15 protein-coding genes are annotated in these 18,107 nt (G+C 65.9%); 5 read left to right on the top strand and 10 right to left on the bottom strand.

Translation table 11 applies throughout. The features are described 5' to 3' along the window. Positions 1 to 118: 118 nt before the first annotated feature. The 4 genes from WQQ_RS03040 to WQQ_RS03055 all read right to left on the bottom strand — a co-directional run bounded on the left by WQQ_RS03040 (position 119) and on the right by WQQ_RS03055 (position 4,061). Entirely contained in the window at positions 119 to 1,087 is a 969-nt protein-coding gene (locus WQQ_RS03040) for a hypothetical protein (RefSeq protein WP_007183584.1), read from the bottom strand. Between the two features lie 20 nt (positions 1,088 to 1,107). After that, complete coding sequence (locus WQQ_RS03045) at positions 1,108 to 2,028, bottom strand: formylglycine-generating enzyme family protein (protein ID WP_050997552.1); 921 nt, start codon at positions 2,026 to 2,028, stop codon at positions 1,108 to 1,110. A gap of 482 nt (positions 2,029 to 2,510) precedes the next feature. Then, the gene (locus WQQ_RS03050) at positions 2,511 to 3,092 is read right to left on the bottom strand and encodes an LON peptidase substrate-binding domain-containing protein (protein WP_007183586.1); all 582 of its coding nucleotides are present in this window, start codon (positions 3,090 to 3,092) and stop codon (positions 2,511 to 2,513) included. 267 nt (positions 3,093 to 3,359) lie between these two features. Continuing rightward, positions 3,360 to 4,061, bottom strand: a complete 702-nt coding sequence (locus WQQ_RS03055) for a uracil-DNA glycosylase family protein (RefSeq protein WP_007183588.1) — start codon at positions 4,059 to 4,061, stop codon at positions 3,360 to 3,362. A 225-nt stretch (positions 4,062 to 4,286) separates the two neighbouring features. Here WQQ_RS03055 and WQQ_RS03060 point away from each other — a divergent pair, with 225 nt between their 5' ends. Both WQQ_RS03060 and WQQ_RS03065 read left to right on the top strand, forming a co-directional pair. Beyond that, positions 4,287 to 5,306 (top strand): serine hydrolase, encoded by a 1,020-nt coding sequence (locus WQQ_RS03060; RefSeq protein ID WP_007183589.1) that lies wholly within the window; start codon positions 4,287 to 4,289, stop codon positions 5,304 to 5,306. 184 nt (positions 5,307 to 5,490) lie between these two features. Continuing rightward, a complete protein-coding gene (locus tag WQQ_RS03065; RefSeq protein WP_007183590.1) occupies positions 5,491 to 6,582 on the top strand; it encodes a sensor domain-containing diguanylate cyclase in 1,092 nt (363 codons plus the stop codon). A 103-nt stretch (positions 6,583 to 6,685) separates the two neighbouring features. On the opposite strand, the gene WQQ_RS03070 is transcribed toward WQQ_RS03065, so the two are convergent. Next, complete coding sequence (locus WQQ_RS03070; RefSeq protein WP_007183591.1) at positions 6,686 to 8,746, bottom strand: M3 family metallopeptidase; 2,061 nt, start codon at positions 8,744 to 8,746, stop codon at positions 6,686 to 6,688. Positions 8,747 to 9,001: 255 nt separating this feature from the next. Between WQQ_RS03070 and WQQ_RS03075 the strand changes: the two genes are divergently transcribed. From WQQ_RS03075 to gpmA, 3 genes are read left to right on the top strand one after another with little or no spacing between them, the layout of a single operon-like run. Then, entirely contained in the window at positions 9,002 to 9,913 is a 912-nt protein-coding gene (locus tag WQQ_RS03075) for an alpha/beta hydrolase (protein ID WP_040452900.1), read from the top strand. A 6-nt stretch (positions 9,914 to 9,919) separates the two neighbouring features. Then, on the top strand, positions 9,920 to 10,456 hold the full coding sequence (locus WQQ_RS03080; RefSeq protein WP_007183593.1) for a gamma carbonic anhydrase family protein: 537 nt from the start codon (positions 9,920 to 9,922) through the stop codon (positions 10,454 to 10,456). Positions 10,457 to 10,482: 26 nt separating this feature from the next. Beyond that, complete coding sequence (gene gpmA, locus WQQ_RS03085) at positions 10,483 to 11,235, top strand: 2,3-diphosphoglycerate-dependent phosphoglycerate mutase (RefSeq protein WP_007183594.1); 753 nt, start codon at positions 10,483 to 10,485, stop codon at positions 11,233 to 11,235. Positions 11,236 to 11,313: 78 nt separating this feature from the next. On the opposite strand, the gene WQQ_RS03090 is transcribed toward gpmA, so the two are convergent. The 5 genes from WQQ_RS03090 to WQQ_RS03110 all read right to left on the bottom strand — a co-directional run bounded on the left by WQQ_RS03090 (position 11,314) and on the right by WQQ_RS03110 (position 18,074). Beyond that, entirely contained in the window at positions 11,314 to 11,754 is a 441-nt protein-coding gene (locus tag WQQ_RS03090) for a hypothetical protein (RefSeq protein ID WP_040453502.1), read from the bottom strand. A 17-nt stretch (positions 11,755 to 11,771) separates the two neighbouring features. Further along, the gene (locus tag WQQ_RS03095; RefSeq protein WP_083844505.1) at positions 11,772 to 13,169 is read right to left on the bottom strand and encodes a multicopper oxidase family protein; all 1,398 of its coding nucleotides are present in this window, start codon (positions 13,167 to 13,169) and stop codon (positions 11,772 to 11,774) included. Beyond that, positions 13,169 to 14,572 (bottom strand): TolC family protein, encoded by a 1,404-nt coding sequence (locus WQQ_RS03100; protein ID WP_007183597.1) that lies wholly within the window; start codon positions 14,570 to 14,572, stop codon positions 13,169 to 13,171. Before WQQ_RS03100 ends, WQQ_RS03095 begins: the two co-directional genes overlap by 1 nt. Before the next feature lie 90 nt (positions 14,573 to 14,662). After that, positions 14,663 to 15,055, bottom strand: a complete 393-nt coding sequence (locus WQQ_RS03105; protein WP_007183598.1) for a hypothetical protein — start codon at positions 15,053 to 15,055, stop codon at positions 14,663 to 14,665. A 124-nt stretch (positions 15,056 to 15,179) separates the two neighbouring features. Then, positions 15,180 to 18,074, bottom strand: a complete 2,895-nt coding sequence (locus WQQ_RS03110; protein WP_007183599.1) for a thrombospondin type 3 repeat-containing protein — start codon at positions 18,072 to 18,074, stop codon at positions 15,180 to 15,182. Positions 18,075 to 18,107 lie beyond the last annotated feature (33 nt).

An 18,107-nucleotide genomic window follows, 5' to 3' on the forward strand; every position in this document is an offset into this window, starting at 1 on the left:
GAAATGACGCCTCATCATAATGGGACGCAGCCCAAAAGCACCTTCATTTCAGCTCAGCTTCCACGGCAGGCCAGGAACTGCCGAGCTTTCGGGACTTGGCGGGACCGCACGCGCGCCGTCAGTGGAAGTCCCACGACAAGCTAACCATCGCAGGCCCATCGAACTGGCCCAGTACGGTCGAATTGCCGTCGAGCGGCAAGGTCAAACGCAACGGTGCCTGGCGGCGCCCTGACGGCAGCGCCTTCTCCAGCTGGGCCGAAACCCAGCCCATGACTTCGGTGGGCGGCGACAGCTCCACCTGGCTCTGCTCGATGCCGCGGTTGGTCTTGCGTTGGGAGGTGCCGATCAGCGCCGGCCAATACACGTTCTCGAGGTACATCTGTCCGGCCCGTGTGTCGTAGGTGATCACGAAGCGATCACAGAGCCTGCGCTTGTCTTCCTCGCTGCCTTGAGTCGTAGCCTGCCGATCCATCTCGAAAGGCTGCAGGTTCTTGCGTTTGTGATCGAACGCCTGCTGGCCGGCGAAGTGCGCTCGATACTGCAGGTCGATCTGGTTGGGGCAACCCGCATATCCGGTGAAGTAGAGCCAACGCCCGCCCGGCTTTTCGTAGGACTGCATGAAGCTCTCGAGCTGCTGCCGCGTGTTCGACTGCAGCGCTGCGATAGCGGTGTAGCGTTGGGGGCTGGAGCTCGGGCAAGCCGTTCCGGGAACGCAGGCCTCACTGCCGATGAGCGTCGCCGAGCTGATTTCCGCCTTGACCTGGGAGGCGTCCGGAAGGCGTCCGCCGAATTCCCGCTTGAGTTCCAGCAGGCCCTGGTAGGTATAGAAGTCCTGTTTGATGTCCAGCCTGCGCGCGGGATCCGGATCCAGCAGGTTGTCGGCGTACAGGCGGCCATCCGAGCGCAGCCGCGTCGATATGCGGTAATGCTGCCGAGTCTGAGCCTTGCTCCATTGAAGCTCGTTTCGCCAATCCTGAGTCGCGTCGACGGTCAGCTCCAGACTCAAGGTGCGCTCCGCAACGCCGCTCCAGGCATCGCTCGACACCAGCAGCATCGCCACGGCGAGAACTCGGTTCGGTTTGATCATTTGCCGGCTCCTTCGCGCCCTCAAGGGCTCAGATCGCGTGCAACCCTGAACCCGAGCCCGTCGCCGTGCCCATTGGCCGGATCACCATCGCGATTCGTAATGCGCAGCGAACTCGCCGGGTTGCCCCAGCCCCCGCCGCGGTTCACCCGTTTCGGGCAGCCGGGCTCGACCCAGGCACTGCCGTCGGTCGGAGCGTCGGTGTAGTCGCTGTGCCAGCAGTCCTCGACCCATTCCCAGACATTGCCGAGCATGTCGTGCAAGCCCCAGGCGTTGGGCGGAAACTGGCCGACGCGCCCGGCACCGGCGTTGCCGTCGTCGCATTCGGAGCCCCAGTACCACTGCGGGTTGGCGCGGCGCCCCGAGGCGTCGAATCCGTTTGCATACCGGCAGAGGTTTTCGCCGTCGCTGCCCCAGGAATACTGGCTCACCGTGCCGGCGCGCGCGGCGTATTCCCATTCGGCTTCGGTCGGCAGCCGATAGCGGTGCCGGGTCCGCTGAGAGAGCCACCGGATGTAAAGTTGCGCCTGCTCCCAGCTCACGTCAGTCACCGGCAATGCGTCGCTCGCCTCCGACGGGAGGGCGGGACATCCCCCGGCGCGGATACAGGCCGCCCATTCGGATCGGGTGACCTCGTAGCGGGCGATCGCAAAACCGCGTACCTGCACATCGTGCGGTGGCTTCTCGTAGGCCGAGCCGGTTCCCAGCGTGTTCCCCATCAGGAAGCCTCCGCCCGGGAGTGCCACCATGACCGGCGCACCGGCGCAGTCAGCGAATGCATCGGGCGCCCCGTCGATCTTCGACGGGATCTTGCGAGCTTCACAGGCTTTCTCGGCCACTGCGGTATCGAGCTTGGAGCCTGCCGCCTTCGGATCGGCGGACCACGCGCCGATCGCCACCGTCACCAGCGCCAGAAAGGTGAGTCCTCTAGTCAGCCAAGTCATCGAAGCGAGCGCTCCAGATCGTGCCTTTCGGGCAATCGGCCGGCCGTGAGGCGATGCCGCCGATCGGCCGACCGAGCTCGCCAACCACTGCGAAATCAAGCCGGAGGGCTCACCGCAGGAGCCCGACGGGCCCCGGCCGCATCCGTGCAAACCGATTGGCATTCTTTGGACACACTGGTCTCCTCCTGTGGGCCGATGACGTCACGCACCGTGCCTGCGACAGTGCCGACGACTTCCGCTGACGACCTCGTTCACATGGCTCAATATAACTACTATTATTTATGATACATTTTTTGTGTAACATTTGATTAATAGTATCATAGCGCCCATCCGGCGCAACCGAGCCGGCCAGCGAACCCTGCTTCGGGAGTGTCCACCCAGAAGCCATCGGCGAGCCCGCCTCGATGGTTGGATGTTCCTTTTTTTAGGATGCCGACGCTCGCTCCTCGCATCTGGCTCAGCAGCGCGAACGCTCTGTAGATTCATGCCTTGCCGACATGCCGCTCCACCAGCGCGAGCATTTCCGCGCCATCACGCAGTTCCAGCAGCCGTAACCGGGCCGCTGACGGCAGCGGCAGCCACTCCGCGAGCCTCCAGGCCACCCAGGCTGCATCGTCCGGTCGCATCGGCGCCGCCCATACGCGTGGATCGACCCGCAGCGAGGCATCTTCGATCAGCCGGACAAGCGCCCTGTAGCGCGCCGGCACTGGCTGTGGATCCGGGGGCGCCGCGAACTGCACGAGCGCACGCGTGAGTCCGCTCGGCGTCGTGTAACGCTCGCGAATACAGAAGATCCGCTCGCCGTGCGTCACCAGCGAAAACAAGCCCGGCGTCGGCACCTCCCATTGAACGATGCGCGCCGTGCAGCCCCAGATCTCGGGTGTCGCCGGGCTGCCCACTTCGCGGCCTTCACGGATCAGGCAGACGCCGAAGACCTCATCGTTGCCTATGCAGGCCTTGGTCATGTCGACGTAGCGTGTCTCGAAGATGCGAAGCGGCAGCACGCCTTGCGGATAGAGCACCGTATTGAGCGGAAAGATCGGAATTTCGGCAGTGTCTTTCACGGGCACTCCTGCAGTTTTCTGGTTCCGCTCGATAGCTGCGATCGTCGCGCAATTCGAATCAGGTCGCGCGGATCAGGAACTCTACGCCAACGGCCAAGCCAGTGATTACAGGCCCCCAATGGAGTCGCGCGGCCGAGAGGAACGTTGTGGTTGCCGACGAAAAATTGCGGCCGAGAGCCATCAGCACCGCACGCCTCGATACGACCGGATCGAGGTTCGAGAAGACCTTTCCGGGCGGCCAGGCACTGCGCCCGAACCGTCAGCCTTTCACGCTCGCATCCTGAGCGTCTTCGCGCCGACTTCGAGCTGCTCGAGCCGCGCATCGAGCAGCCCCGGGAAGCGTCCGTACCAGGTCGCGTTGAGCGGCGACGGATGCGGCAGCGGATACAGCTGCAGCTCGCGCGCCTTGCCCGAAGGCGCGGCGAGCGTGATCGCGATCGAGCTCGTGAAGCGATCCTCGCGCAGCCAGAACGCATCGAGCCGATCGCGCGTCTCGCGCGATTGCAGCAGGCCGAACCAAAGAAAAGCCTCGCGGCCGAGCGTGACGAGCGCCTCGCCCCGCCATTGCTCGACCAGCAGCTGCGCCATCGGCGGCTGGAAGCGCTGCTTGATGCGGGTCGACCAGGCCTTGTTGCCGACCGGCTTGTACGGAACCGTATTGGCCCAGAAGAAGTCGCGACCGATCTCGCGCGAAGCCTCGAAGCTCGGCAGCGCCGCGCCATCGTGCAGGCGCCGGTACAGGGCCTTGCGCACGAGCTGCCCGCCCGCGCCGATGAAGGGCTCGCCGTGCTGCACCTCGTCGCGGCCCGGATCGCGGCCGAAGAAGCCGACGCGCGCATCGTCGGGCCCGAGGCCGACGACGGGCTCCAGCGGGTCCTTGCCGTACCGCTCGTAGACCTCGATGTCGATGCCGGCCGTGTCGGCCGCCAGTTCGCGGAAAACCTGCTTCTGCCGCGGGCTCAGGCCCATGCGCGCTCCTGACTGTCTGGATGGTAAAAATCCTGTCGAATCATAGGGCAAGCGGCCGAAACCTGAACGAGCCCCGGCAAAGTTCGACATCGGCTTCCGCTCGTCCCGTGAAGCTGGCATTCAGCATTCAACACGGGTTAAGGTGCCAGGCAATGGCGCGTGCCCCGGGCCTGTAGAACCCGGAAGCGCGGTTTTCGTACCGCTAGTTTAGGAACCCATCGCTCCGTGATCGCCACTCACTCCAGGAGCCGGACGGCTTTTTTCAGTCGCCGTGCTGCATTTTCGCTCTCGATCGCCGCGACCCTGTTCGCGGCGCCGCTACCCGCCGCGAGCCCCGAAGCCAGCGCCCTCGCCCCCGCGAACATCGTCCCCGCGATGATCAAGCCGCCGTCGGCCGAGCTCGATTCGATGCTCATGGAGCTGTCGCCGAAGGTGGACCAGTCGCTGCAGGCTTCGCTCGAAACCTGCCTGGCCCAGCTCAAGCTCAAGGACGCGGTGCGCAGCGGCCACCTGGCCGTGTCGCTCGTCGACATCACCAACACCGCCGCCCCGACGATGGCGCAGGTCAACGGCAACCAGATGTTCTATGCCGCGAGCCTGCCGAAGATCGCGATCCTGCTCGGCGCCTTCGAGAAGGCCGCGGCCGGCAAGCTCAAGATGGACGCGGACACCATCGCCGAGCTGCAGCAGATGATTCGCCACTCGTCGAACATCGCCGCCTCCGACATGCTGCAGAAGGTCGGCACCGATTACCTCGCCGCGGTGCTGCAGTCGAGCCGCTACCGGCTCTACGACTCCAAGCTCAACGGCGGCCTCTGGGTCGGCAAGCCCTACGCGAGCGGCATCGCCACCAAGCGCGATCCGCTGCACAACCTCTCGCACGGCGCGACCAGCTTCCAGGTCGCGCGCTTCTACTACATGCTCGAAACCGGCCAGCTCGTCTCGCCCGAGGCGAGCAAGCAGATGAAGGCGATCATGGGCGAGCCGGCGATCCACCATAAGTTCGTCGCCGGCCTGCAGGACCTGTATCCGGGCGCCAAGCTGTTCCGCAAGTCCGGCACCTGGAAGAACTTCCATGCCGACAGCGCGATCGTCGAGCACGACGGCCGTCGCTACATCGCGGTGGGCCTGTCGGACGACGCGCGCGGCGGCGACTGGCTCAAGTCGCTGATCGTCGGCCTCGACAGCGCGGTCTTCGATACCGCCAAGAAGCGCAACGTCGCGCTCGCCAGCCCGGCGCTTTAAAGCGCCTCGCGCACGAGTGAACGCGGTTGCATGACGGAAGCCGAAAGCCGGCTTCCGTCGGCCCGTGACGCCCCACCCGCCGAAAGGACAAGAACTCCTGCCCTCCCGCAGGCAAAATGCCGGCCGGGAACCAGCCCTTGCGTAAGTCTCGCCTTACCGATGCAGGGGCTCACGGGAAGACGAGATGTCCACAACTCTCGATGCGGCGAAGACCCGGGCGGGCGTCAAGCTCGCCCGCCAGGTCTTTCTGTTGCGTCTGCTCGGCCTGGGCCTCGGCGCGGTCGCGGTCGGCGGCGTGCTGTACGAGCAGGGCCACGACTGGCCGGCCTGGGCGCTGCTGTTCGGCAACGGCTACATTTGGCCCTTCGTCGCCTATGCGCTCTCGCGGCGCAGCTCGAATCCGCGCGCCCAGGAGCAGCGCAACCTGATCGTCGATTCGGCGATGGGCGGCCTCTGGATCGCGGTCATGCAATTCAATTTCATGCCGAGCCTGCTGCTGTTCGTCACGCTGACGATGGACAAGCTGGCCTTCGGCGGCTGGAAGCTGCTGCCCAGAACCGTCGGCATCCAGCTGCTTACCTGCGCGCTGGTCTCGTGGATGCTCGGCTTCGGCTTCGCGCCGGAATCCTCACTGCCGGTGATGCTGGCCTGCGTCCCGCACTTCGTCGCTTATCCGCTGACGGTGGCGAGCGTGACGCATGGCTTGCTGCAGCTCAGCCATCGGCAGCGCCTGGAAATCACCAAGCTCGCGCGCACCGATCCGCTGACCGGACTGCTCAATCGCGGGCACTGGGAGCAGAAGGCACTCGATGAAATCCAGCGCTTCCAGCGCTCGCATTCGAAAGCCTCGCTACTGGTGATCGACATCGATCACTTCAAGAACATCAACGATCGTTACGGCCACCTCGCCGGCGACAAGGTGATCAAGGCCTTCGCGGACACCATCAGCAGCGTCACCGGGAAGAGCGACAGCGCCGGCCGCTACGGGGGCGACGAGTTCGTGGTGGTGTTGCCGAACGCGACGATCGCCGAAGCCTCCGACATCGCGCAGCGCATCCAGGCGCGCATTCGCGAAGTCGACATCGAAGGCGGGCCGTCGCGCCTGCTCAGCACGAGCATCGGCGTCGCCGCGCTCGAACGCGGAATCGACACGCTCGACGACTGGATCGGCCGGGCCGACGTGGCGCTCTACAAGGCCAAGGCCGGCGGCCGCGACCGCGTGGTCGAAGCACCTTCGATGACCGCCGCCTTCAAACCGCCGATTCCGTCGCAATGAAGCCCCTCACCCGGCGCTGACGCGCCACCTCTCTCCCGCGTGCGGGAGAGAGTCCCGCACGCGGGGAGCGAGGGGCTTTGGACCTCTACCGGCAGCAGCGAACCTACGCCGCCTCGACTTCCAGCCCGTTGTGCCGCAGCAGCGCGGCGATCTCCGGATCGCGGCCGCGGAACTCCCGGAACAGCTCGCGCGCCTCGCGCGAGCCGCCGTTGGCCAGGATCGTGGCGCGGAAGCGCTGGCCGGTTTCGGCGGCGAAGTCGCTCTCTTCGAACGCGGCGAAGGCATCGGCCGACAGCACTTCGGCCCACTTGTAGCTGTAGTAACCGGCCGCATAGCCGCCCGCGAAGATGTGCGAGAAGCTCATCGGCATGCGGTTGAAGGCCGGCGGCTGCATCACCGCCACTTCGTCGCGCGCGCGTTTGAGGGTTTCGAGCACGCGACCGCCCGCAGCCGGGTCGTAATCGCGATGCAGGCGCAGGTCGAACAACGCGAACTCGATCTGCCGCACGGTGGCCAAGCCACTCTGGAACACCCGGCTGCTCTTGAGCTTGTCGAGCAGCGCGGTCGGAATCGGCTCACCGGTCTGGTAATGGCGCGCGAAGCCGTTGAGCGTGGTTTCGTCAAAGCACCAGTTCTCCATGAACTGACTCGGCAGCTCGACCGCGTCCCACTCGACGCCGTGGATGCCGGCGACCGAAGCCTCGTCGACCTGCGTCAGCAGCAGGTGCAGGCCGTGGCCGAACTCGTGGAACAGGGTCACGACTTCATCGTGCGTGAGCAGCGCGGGCTGATCGCCGACCGCGGGCCGGAAGTTGCAGACCAGGTACGCGACCGGCGTCTGCACGCCCGCGCTCGTGCGGCGGCGGTTGTGGCATTCGTCCATCCAGGCGCCGCCGCGCTTTTCGTCGCGCGCGAACGGATCGAGATAGAAGCGCCCGACCAGCCCATTGGCGTCGAGCAGCTGATAAGCCTGCACGTCCTCGTGCCAGACCGGCGCATCGGGCAGGCGCTCGCAGCGCAGGCCGTAGAGCCGACCGAGCAGCTTGAACAGGCCATCGAGCACGGCCGGCAGCGCGAAGTACGGGCGCAATTCCTCGTCGGACAGGCCCAGGCTGCTTTCCTTGAACTTCTCGGCGTAGAAGGCCATGTCCCAGGGCTGCAGCTCATCGAGGCCGTCGAGCTGTTTGGCATACGCGCGCAGCTCGTCGAGCTCGGCGCCCGCGCGCGGCTTGGCGCGGCGCGCGAGGTCGCGCAGAAAGCCTTCGACCTCGTCGGGCGAGTCGGCCATCTTGGTCGCGAGCGAAAGCTCGGCGTAGTTGTTGAAGCCCAGCAGCAGCGCTTCTTCATGCCGCAGCTTGAGAATTTCTTCGGCGATCGGGCCGTTGTCGAACTGCCCGGCCTGCGGGCCCTGGTCGGAGGCGCGCGTGCTGTAGGCGGTGTAGATCTCGCGGCGCAGCTCGCGGTTGGTGGTGTAGGTGATCACCGCGTCGTAGCTCGGAAAATCGAGCGTCAGCAGCCAGCCGTCCTGGCCCTTGGCCTTGGCCTTCTCGCGCGCCTGCTGCCTGGCGGCGTCGGTCATGCCGGCCAGTTCGGACTCGTCGGTGACGAGCTTGCTCCAGGCCTTGATCGCGTCCATCAGGTTCTCTTCGAACTTGGTCTGGATCTCGGACAGGCGCAGGGCGATCTCCTTGTAGCGCTGCTTCTTGTCGGCCGGCAGATCGATACCGGACAGGCGGAAGTCGCGCAGCGCGTCGTTGATGACCTTCTGCCTCACCGGGGAAAGCTGCGCGAAACCCGGGCTCTCCTTGATGCGCCGATAGGCCGCGCACAAGGGCTCGGACTGCGACAGCTCCAGGCTGTACTCGGTGACCTTGGGCAGGCAGGCGTTGTAGGCGGCGCGCCATTCGGCCGTCGATCGCACCATGAACAGGTGAGAGACCGGGCCCCAGACCTGGCCCAGATGCTCGCCGAGCGCTTCCAAGGGCTCGATGAAGGTTTCCCAGGTCGGTTCGCGATCCAATGCCAGCAGCTCGTCGAGCTTGCGCTTGCTCTCGGCGAGCACCGCGTCGACCGCGGGCTCGGCCTGTTCGGCTCTGATCCGGGCGAAATCCGGCAGCTCGTTGAGCGGGCGGGCGGCGAGCAGGGCATTGTCGGTGGCGGTCATCGAATTCCTGGCAGTAAGCGATAAGGATCCGAGCCTAGCAAGGCCCGAGGGGTTTCCGAGGACATAGGGGCCTTTTGACCGGGTGCAAGGAGCGGCAGGCCGGGATTCGGAAGACGCCGGAAATCAGGAATAGTGAATCGGGAATCGGTAAAGCGAGCCGCCAGGCGCCAGCCTTTTCGGCGATTCCCGATTCCCGGCCTCACCCCTGTACCATGTCGGCTCTGCCAGTCCCGTTTGGACCGTTCCGCCATCGCCATGACCCTTTCGCTTCGAAAACTGCTCGCCCTGCTGCTCGTTCCAGCCGCCGTCGCCAGCTGCTCGGGCCAGCAGGTGCTCAACAGCCTGACCTCGACCTCGGGCTTCAACCGCAGCACCAACCTGCCCTACGAAAAAGCCAGCGGCCTCACGCTCGACGTCTACAAGCCCAACAACCAGAACGATCGCCCGACCGTGGTGTTCTTCTACGGCGGCCGCTGGAGCAGCGGCAACAAGAAGGATTTCGAGTTCGTCGGGGGTGCGCTCGCCAGCGCCGGCTATTGCACGGTGATCCCGGACGTGCGCCAGTACCCGATGGTGCGCTTCCCGGCCTTCGTCGAAGACGGCGCCAAGGCGATCAAGTGGGTGCACGACAAGATCGACGACTACGGCTGCGATTCGAAGAGGGTCTTCGTCATGGGCCACTCGTCCGGCGCCCACGTCGCCGCGATGCTCGCGCTCAACGAGCAGTTCCTGAAAGGCGTCGGCGGCTCGCGCACCTGGCTGCGCGGCATGATCGGCCTGGCCGGTCCGTACGACTTCCTGCCGCTCACCGATCCGATGCTGCGCGACCTGTTCGGCCCGGTCGACAAGTTCGAGCAATCGCAGCCCATCCTCTACGTCGACGGCCAGAACCCACCGCTGCTGCTGATGGCCGGCGAAGACGACGAGATCGTGCCGGTGAAGAACACACGCAGCCTCGCGGCCAGCGTCGCGCGCGCGGGCGGCCCGGTCGAAACCGTGATCTACCCGAAGATGCCGCACGCGCGCCTCCTGAGCTCGATCGGCCCGTACATGCGCAACCAGAGCGACGTGCTCGCGCAGATCACGAGCTTCCTCGACAAATGGACGACGAGCCCATACCAGCGCAACACCGGCCCGAGCTTCGAAACCACGCCGTTCACGCCGTAGCAGTCGATGGCGATCCGCAAGTATCAGGGCATCGCGCCCACGCTCGGGCGCGAGGTCTACGTCGACGAGTTCGCGCTCGTGCTCGGCGATGTCACGCTCGGCGACGACGCTTCGATCTGGCCGTTCGCGGTGCTGCGCGGCGACGTCAACAAGATCGTCGTCGGCGCGCGCACGAGCATCCAGGACAACACGGTCGTGCACGTCACGCATGACGGGCCGTACACGCCCGGCGGCGTGCCGACGATCATCGGCGACGACGTCACCGTGGGACATTCGGTGACGCTGCATGCCTGCACCATCGGCAATCGCGTGCTGATCGGCATGGGCGCGATCGTACTCGATCGCGTGGTCATCGAAGACGACGTGATGGTGGCGGCCGGCAGCCTGGTTTCGCCGGGCAAAACGCTCAAATCCGGTTGGCTCTACAAGGGCTCGCCCGCCGCGGCCGCGCGCGAACTGAGCGCCAGCGAACTCGAGAACCTGCGCTACTCCGCGCAGAACTACGTGCGCGTCAAGAACAAGCACCTGCAAGACCAAACTTAACCAAGACACCAAGAGGAACGATGTCGATGAGCACCCGCAAACTCGTACTGCTGCGTCACGGGCAGAGCCAGTGGAATCTCGAAAACCGCTTCACCGGCTGGGTCGACGTGGACATCACCGAAGCGGGCCGCGCCGAAGCCGTCGCCGCCGGCAAGCTGCTGCGCGAAGAGGGTTATCAGTTCGACGTCGCGTACACCTCGGTGCTCAAGCGCGCGATCCACACCCAGCAGGTGGTGCTCTCCGAGCTCGATCAGTCCTGGGTTCCGGTGCACAAGAGCTGGCGCCTCAACGAGCGCCACTACGGCGCCCTGCAGGGCCTCGACAAGGCCGAGACCACGGCCAAGCACGGCGAGGAGCAGGTGAAGGTCTGGCGCCGCAGCTACGACGTTCCGCCGCCCGAAATGCCGGCTTCCGATCCGGGCCATCCGGTCAACGACCGCCGCTATTCGACGCTCGACGCCGCCGCGCTGCCGGGCACCGAATCGCTCGCCACCACGCTGGTGCGCGTGCTGCCGTACTGGCACGACGCCATCGCCCCGGACATCAAGGCCGGCAAGACCGTGCTCGTGACCGCGCACGGCAACTCGCTGCGCGCGCTCTACAAGTACCTCACCGGCGTGTCGGAGAAGGAGATCCTCGAGATCAACATCCCGACCTCGATCCCGCTGCTGTTCGAGCTCGACGACAATCTCAAGCCCGTGAGCCACCGCTATCTCGGCGACCCCGAAGCGGCCAAGCGCGCGGCCGAAGCGGTCGCCAACCAGGCGAAGAAGAAGTAAGCCACGCGGCAGTCACTGCCGACGATTAGCGGTCATCGAAGCCCCGCTTCTGCTGGTCAGAAGCGGGGCTTTTCGTTTTCAGACGAGCCCGTGCGTAACGAGCCAGGCGCGCGCATCGTCGCTGTCCTGCTCGAACCAGGCGCGCGTGCTGCCGAGGCGGAAGTGATACCCCCAGGCGTCCATGTCGGCGAACAGCCGATCGCGGCTGTAGCCCGCGAGCTGATCGGCGAGCACGGCCTGCAGATAGCAGACGGCGGATTCCTCGACGTCGTCGCCACCCGCGTCGGTGTGCAGGCACGATCGGCGGCCCTCGTCCATGCAGAGAAAGTGACAGGACTCGTGCAGCGCCGAATGCACGGGCGTGTCGGCGCGCACGTAGAGCGCATCGCCGATGAGCCCGGCCTCGCGCTCGCCCCAGTAGCTGCCCGGAATCGGCGCATCGGGTGCCACCACGAGCACGCGCATGCCGCGCGGCTCCAGCAAGGCGCGCAAGGCGCCCGCGGGCAGCTCGGACAGCATCAGCACATCGTCTTCGCTCACTGCGGCTCGCTACCGTGGTGGTGATGCTGCGCATGATCGTCCGATTCGGCCGGCGATGCATTCGGCGCGTTGTTCGCATACGGCGAACGCCGGTGCGGACTGCCGAAATCCGGATCGCTGCTCACGCGCCGCGCGCGCCGGCTCTCGTCGACGACGTAGGCGCCCGGATCGTTGAAATCGCCGGGGGCCAGGCCTTCGCGCACTTTCAGCACGGTGAACATGCCGCCCATTTCGATGCCGCCGTAAGGCCCCTGCCCGGTCATCATCGGCAGCGTGTTGTCGGGGCCTTCCATCATGCCGTGCTCCACGTGCATGGCGTGCTCGGACATGCCGCTCTTGCCCATCGGCATATAGCCCGGCAGCAGCTGCTTGATCTCGCGCGCGACGCCGCGCTGATCGACGCCGACGTTGTTCGGAATGCCGTGCCCCATCGCGTTCATCGTGTGGTGCGCCATGTGGCAATGCAGCGCCCAGTCGCCCGGCTCGGTCGGCACGAATTCGAGATCGCGCACCTGGCCGACGCCGACGATCTCGGTCGCTTCGCGTCGCCATAGCGCCTGCGGCCAGCGCCCGCCGTCGGAGCCCGTGACCCAGAACGGATTGCTGTGCAGATGGATCGGGTGATTCCACATCGACAGGTTGCCGACGCGGATGCGGATGCGCTCGCCCATCGCCATCACGAGCGGATCGATCGCCGGAAACACTTTCGAGTTGAAGGTCCACAGATCGAAGTCCTGCATCACGCTCGGATCGGGCCGGTAGGTGCCCGGATGCAGCGCCCAGTTGTGCAGCAGGAAGCAGTAATCGCGATCGATGCGCACCGCTTCGCCATCGTGCGGATGGATGATGAACATGCCCATCATGCCGAAGGCCATCTGGGTCATTTCATCGACGTGCGGGTGATACATGTGGGTGCCGTGCTGACGCAGCGTGAACTCGTAGACGTAGGTTTCGCCGGGCTTGATGTGCGCCTGCGTGAGTCCGCCTACGCCGTCGTAGCCTTGCGGCAGATCGATGCCATGCCAATGCACCGAAGTCGCTTCGGGCAGGCGATTGGTGACGAACAGGCGCACGCGATCGCCTTCGACCGCTTCGATCGTCGGACCCGGTGTGGTGCCGTTGTAGCCCCAGCACTTGGCTCGCGTACCCGGCGCGAATTCGTGCTCGATCTCTTCGGCGACGAGATGGAACTCCTTGACGCCGCCCTTGAGCTCGTACGGCAGGGTCCAGCCGTTGAGCGTGCGCACGGGCATGTAGCCCTGCGCATGGCGGCGTCCGCGCGGCTCGCCCGTTCCGACGGGCGCCGCATGGTGCTCATGCTGCGCGTTCGCGCGTTTGGCGAGCAGGCCGGCGCCGCCCGCGCCGATCAGTTGCAGCAGATTGCGACGGCGCATCATGGCGCGTCTCCGTTCGATGTCGTGTCGTGATGGTCGTGCTGATGCTCATGCGCCGCGGTTTCGATCGGCAGCGTGCGGCCGACCGCCTGCGTGAGGTCGGCGCGCGCGATCCAGTAATCGCGTACCGCATCGATGTAGCCGGCATATGCGTCGTATTCCTGCCGCTTGGCGACGAGCAGTTCGAACACGCCCGCGAGCATGTAGTTGACTTCGCGCTGCAGGAATTCGACGACGGTTTCACGCTGCGGAATCAGGGTCTCGCGATAGGTGCGCGCGCGTTCGCTCGCGACCTGCATGCGCGCATACGCGGCGCGCACGTCGTTGCCCGCATCGAGCACGAGGCCGTCGAGCCTGGCCTCGGCGATGTCGAGCTCGGCCTGCGCACGCGCCTTGCGGCCGCTGCCCCAGTCGAACAGCGGTAGGCGTATCGAGGCGCTCGGGCCGGCGTTGATCGCGCCGTCGTACTCGCGCTCGCGCTCGGCACCGAGTTGGATGTCGCCGATCAGGCGCGTGCGCCGCACGAGCCGGTAGCGGCCCGCAATGCCGCGCGCCTGCTGTTGCGCGGCTGCGATGTCGAGCCGTGAATCGACCGCCTCACGCAGCAGCGCATCGAGTGCAGGCTCCTGCGCCGCGGGCTCGGGCAAGGGCGAAGCCAGCGTCCAGGCGCTGTCTTCACGCTGGCCCATGATGCGGTTGAGCGCCGCGCGTTCGGTCGCCGCCTGCGCCTGTGCGGCGAGCGATTCGAGCCGCAGGCTGCCGGCTTCGGCCTGCTCGAGCGCGAGCTGCCGGCGATTGATGTTGCCCGCGTCGAAGTAGCGCTGCGCGATCTCGCCCGAAGCGCTCGCCGCGCGCGCCGCGAGTTCGCGTACTTGCGCACGCTGCTGGGCGGCCGCGGCTTCGAACCAGGCGCGCTCGGCCTGCGTTGCGAGCTCGACGATCGCGCTGCCCGCTTCGAACTTGGCGGCCTCGACACCGGCCTGCGCGTTGCGCCGGTTCGCCGGCAGCGTGAGCAGGCCCAGCACGTCGAAGCCGATGCCGAGCGTGAGTTGCGAGCGCGGCCCGCTGTCGCCGGAAAGGCGTGTCGCCGAAATCACCGGATTGGCCATGCGGCTGGCCTCGTAGAGATCGGCCGCGGCGATGCCGAGCCGTGCGTTGCGCGCGCGCAGATCCGGGTTGTTGAGTAGCGCGAGCGAAACCGTCGCCTGCGGCGTCAGCGGCTGCGCGAGCTGCTCGCGTGTGTAGGCGGCGACATTGGGTGTCTGCGGAAGCGCGCGCCCGCGTTCGGCGGCCAGGCGCGCCGCGTCGGCGCGGCCCCAGTCGTCGGGCAGGCCCGCGCAAGCCGACACGGCGAGCGGCAGCAGCAGCGCGAGCGCGCCGCTGCGAAAGGTGGAAACGGACAAGGGTGATTCTCCTGAAGCGTAGGCATCCGGCGTTCGAAACGCCGGACCAAAAGCGCACGGCACGTGCGTCGCCGCTCGCGCGGCTTTACCTCAGGATCGACTGGGAGGACGGATCAACTCGCTCGACGAACCGTTGCGCAGGGGTTCGGCGATGAACAGCGCATCGACATGCGCCAGCGGCGGCTCGGCACTGGCCGCCAGCGTCGGCGGCAGCGCGAATGCGACACCCGCGCAATGGTGATCGGCGCAGAGGCCGTCGCAGTCGTGTTGCAGCTTTACCTGCGGCTTCATGCCCGGGCAGTGCCCGGCATGCGCAGGCGCTTCATGCGAGAGCTTTGTCGCCATCGAATGCGGCGCGGGCGGCTGAGCCTGGAAGCGGCATGGCAAGGCCATCGCCGAGGCCAGCGACTGCCAGCCGAACAGCAGTGCCAGCAGCAGAAGCGCTGCGGGATGGCGGAACGGGCTGGAGGCACGACGGGACATGCGCGCTTTGTAGCGGCTCGCGATCGTCAGGGCAAGTCTGGAGGCAGGTCCGGGAACCACGGCTCCAAACGAGAACGGCGGCCTTATGGCCGCCGTTCTCGTTTCCACAAAATGCCGCTGCCGCTTATGGAACGACCGTGTTCGGGATCGTCCAGCCCTGCCACCAGGCGTTCACGGTGCGCGTTCCCGGCTTCACCGCGCCGACATAGTCGGTCTGCTCGAAGTCGAAGTTCGAACCGGTCGGCACCGGCGTGATCGTCGGAGCCGTGGTCAAGTTTGCCGTCGCCTCGGTCATCGCCATCGACGAATCCAGCGTCACCGTCGTCGCCGTCGCGTTGTCGGAAGCACTGGCCGGACGCGAATTGCCGGTGAACAGGCCCGAGCTGCAGTCGCCCAGCAGGTTGATCAGCGAAATGTTCGACGCCGTCGTCGCGCCGCTGACCGTGGCGTCGTCGATACGCGTGCAACCGACGTTGAAGCCCTTGACCGCGCTGTTGTACACCGAGGTCTGCACCGCGCCACGGAACAGCATGCCCGGCTGTCCATTGCCGGAGTTGGCGGCCGGCCCGCCGATCAGCGTCAGGTTGGCGAGGACTGCGTTGGTCTGCGGCACGTAGTCCGCGTTGCTGCTGTTGGCCTCGATGGCGCGAGGATCGTTCTGTCCCGTGGGAGTCGCCTTGGTCGGATGCTTTCTGACGATCGCGAACTGGATGTTGCCCTGGTAGCCCTCGTCGTAGTCGATGTCATCGTCGTCGTTGCTGGTCAGCACGAGATGCTTCGCGTTGACCGTGCCACCGAACCACTCGACCGCGTCGTCGAGATTGCTGTGCACCTGGACGTAGTCGATCGTCGTACCGTGGCCGACACCCATCAGCGTCAGGCCATTGACCTCGTTGTTGACGGTGCCCGCCGGGATCAAGCCGCCTTCAGCGATGCGCACATAGCGCAGGATGCCGCTGTTGTCCGCCGGGTCGCTGCCGCCGTAGTAACCGACGAAATTGCCGCCCTCACCCTGCACGTTGCAAACCGTGCCGGCTCCGTGGCATGGGCCACTGTTGCCCTTGCCGTACTGCGGCGCGAAACCCTGGATGATGACACCGCCCCATTCGCCTTCACCGTCGAGATCGTTGTCGGCTGCACTCGAGAACGTGATCGGCGCATCGGCGCGACCGTTGGCGATCAGCTTCGAGCCCCGAGTGACGAGCAGTACACCATCGGAGCTGCCGCGCACGCTGACACCCGGACGAATCGTCAGCGTGACGCCCGCAGCGCGAACCGCAGCGACATCGGCGGCGCTGCCGATGGTGAGATTGCCCGTACCGACACGCACCGCACCATTGAGCACCCATTCGACACCGGCGGTGAACACGTAGTCCCTGTTGATCGTGCCGGTGACCGTGCAAACGCTGTTGACGCAGGTGACGAAAGGTGCCGCGGCCGGAGTTTCGGCAGGGGCCGTCAACAGCGTGCCCGGCAGCGTCCAGCCCGCCCACCATGCGACCGAGGCGTCGGTTCCCGGAGCCACCGCGCCGACGTAGTTGGTCGGTTCGAAGGTGAAGCCGGAGCCATTGTCGACCGCCGTGATGGCTGTCGCCTCGGGCAGCGTCGCCGTGCTGTCGGTCATCGCGTAGGACGGGCTCAGCGTCACCGTGGTCGGGGTCGCGTTGACGGCGTTGTTGGCTTGGCGCGAATTGGCGTAAAGGCCCGTCGAGCAGTCGGCCAGGACATTGGTCAGCGTCACGTTCGACTGCGCCGTTCCGCCCGGAATGGTGGCATCGTCGATGCGCACGCAACCCGCGTTGAAACCCTTGATCGAGCTGTTGTACAGCGCTGTGCTGACTGCTCCGCGGAACATCGCACCGGGCTGGCCCGAACCGGTGTTCACTGCCGGGCCGCCAACGAGCGTCAGGTTGGCGAGCACCGCATTGGTCTGCGGCACGTAGTCCGCGTTACTGCTGTTGGCTTCGATCGCGCGCGGATCGTTCTGGCCCGACGGCGTCGCCTTGGTCGGATGCTTCTGAACGATGGCGTACTGGATGTTGCCCTGATAGCCCTCGTCGTAGTCGATGTCGTCGTCGTCGTTGTTGGTCAGCACGAGATGCGTTGCATTGACCGTTCCGCCGAACCACTCGATACCGTCGTCGAGGTTGCTATGCACCTGGACGTAATCGATCGTCGTTCCGTGGCCGACACCCATCAACGTCAGACCGTTGACTTCGCTGTTGGTGGAGCCCGCGGGGATCAGGCCACCTTCGGCGATGCGCACGTAGCGCAGGATGCCACTGTTGTCCGCCGGATCGTTGCCGCCGTAGCGACCGACGAAATTGCCGCCTTCACCGGCGACGTTGCAGAAGGTGGTGGTGCCGTAGCACGGACCGTTGTTGCCCTTGCCGTACTGCGGCGCGAAGCCCTGGATGATGATGCCGCCCCACTCGCCTTCACCGTCGAAGTCGGCGTCGACCGAGCTCGAGAAGGTGATCGGCGCATCGGCGCGGCCGTCGGCGATCAGCTTGGAGCCGCGCGTAACCAGCAGCACGCCGTTGGCCGAGGCTCCCACGCTCACGCCCGGATCGATCGTCAGGGTCACACCGGTGCTGCGCAGCGTATCGACATCGGCCTGCGAGGCCACCTGATCGTTGCCGCGACCGACGCGGACCACACCTTCGATGAGCCACTGATAACGCGAGCTCATCGTGAAGTTTTCGTTGATGTCTCCAGACAGCGTGCAAACCGTACCGACGCAGGAGACGAAGCTGCCAGTCGGCACTTCTTCGTCCGTATCGCACGCGTCACCGATGTCGTTGTTGTTGCTGTCGGCCTGATCGGGATTCGCGGTGTTCGGGCAGTTGTCGGTAGCGTCTGGAATGCCGTCACCATCGGCATCGGTTTGCGTCGGAGGCGGAGTGCCGCCACCACCGGTTCCATCACCGTCCGGCAAGAACACATTGCCGTCTTTGCCGCAGGCGGACAGTAGGAAACTGGCACTCACGAGCGCCAGAAGCCAAGAATTGTGTTTCATGAAACTCTCCCGAGGGTTCTCGAAAATATGCAG

It is taken from the genome of Hydrocarboniphaga effusa AP103 (assembly GCF_000271305.1).
In the GTDB taxonomy this organism is placed as follows: Bacteria; Pseudomonadota; Gammaproteobacteria; order Nevskiales; family Nevskiaceae; genus Hydrocarboniphaga; species Hydrocarboniphaga effusa.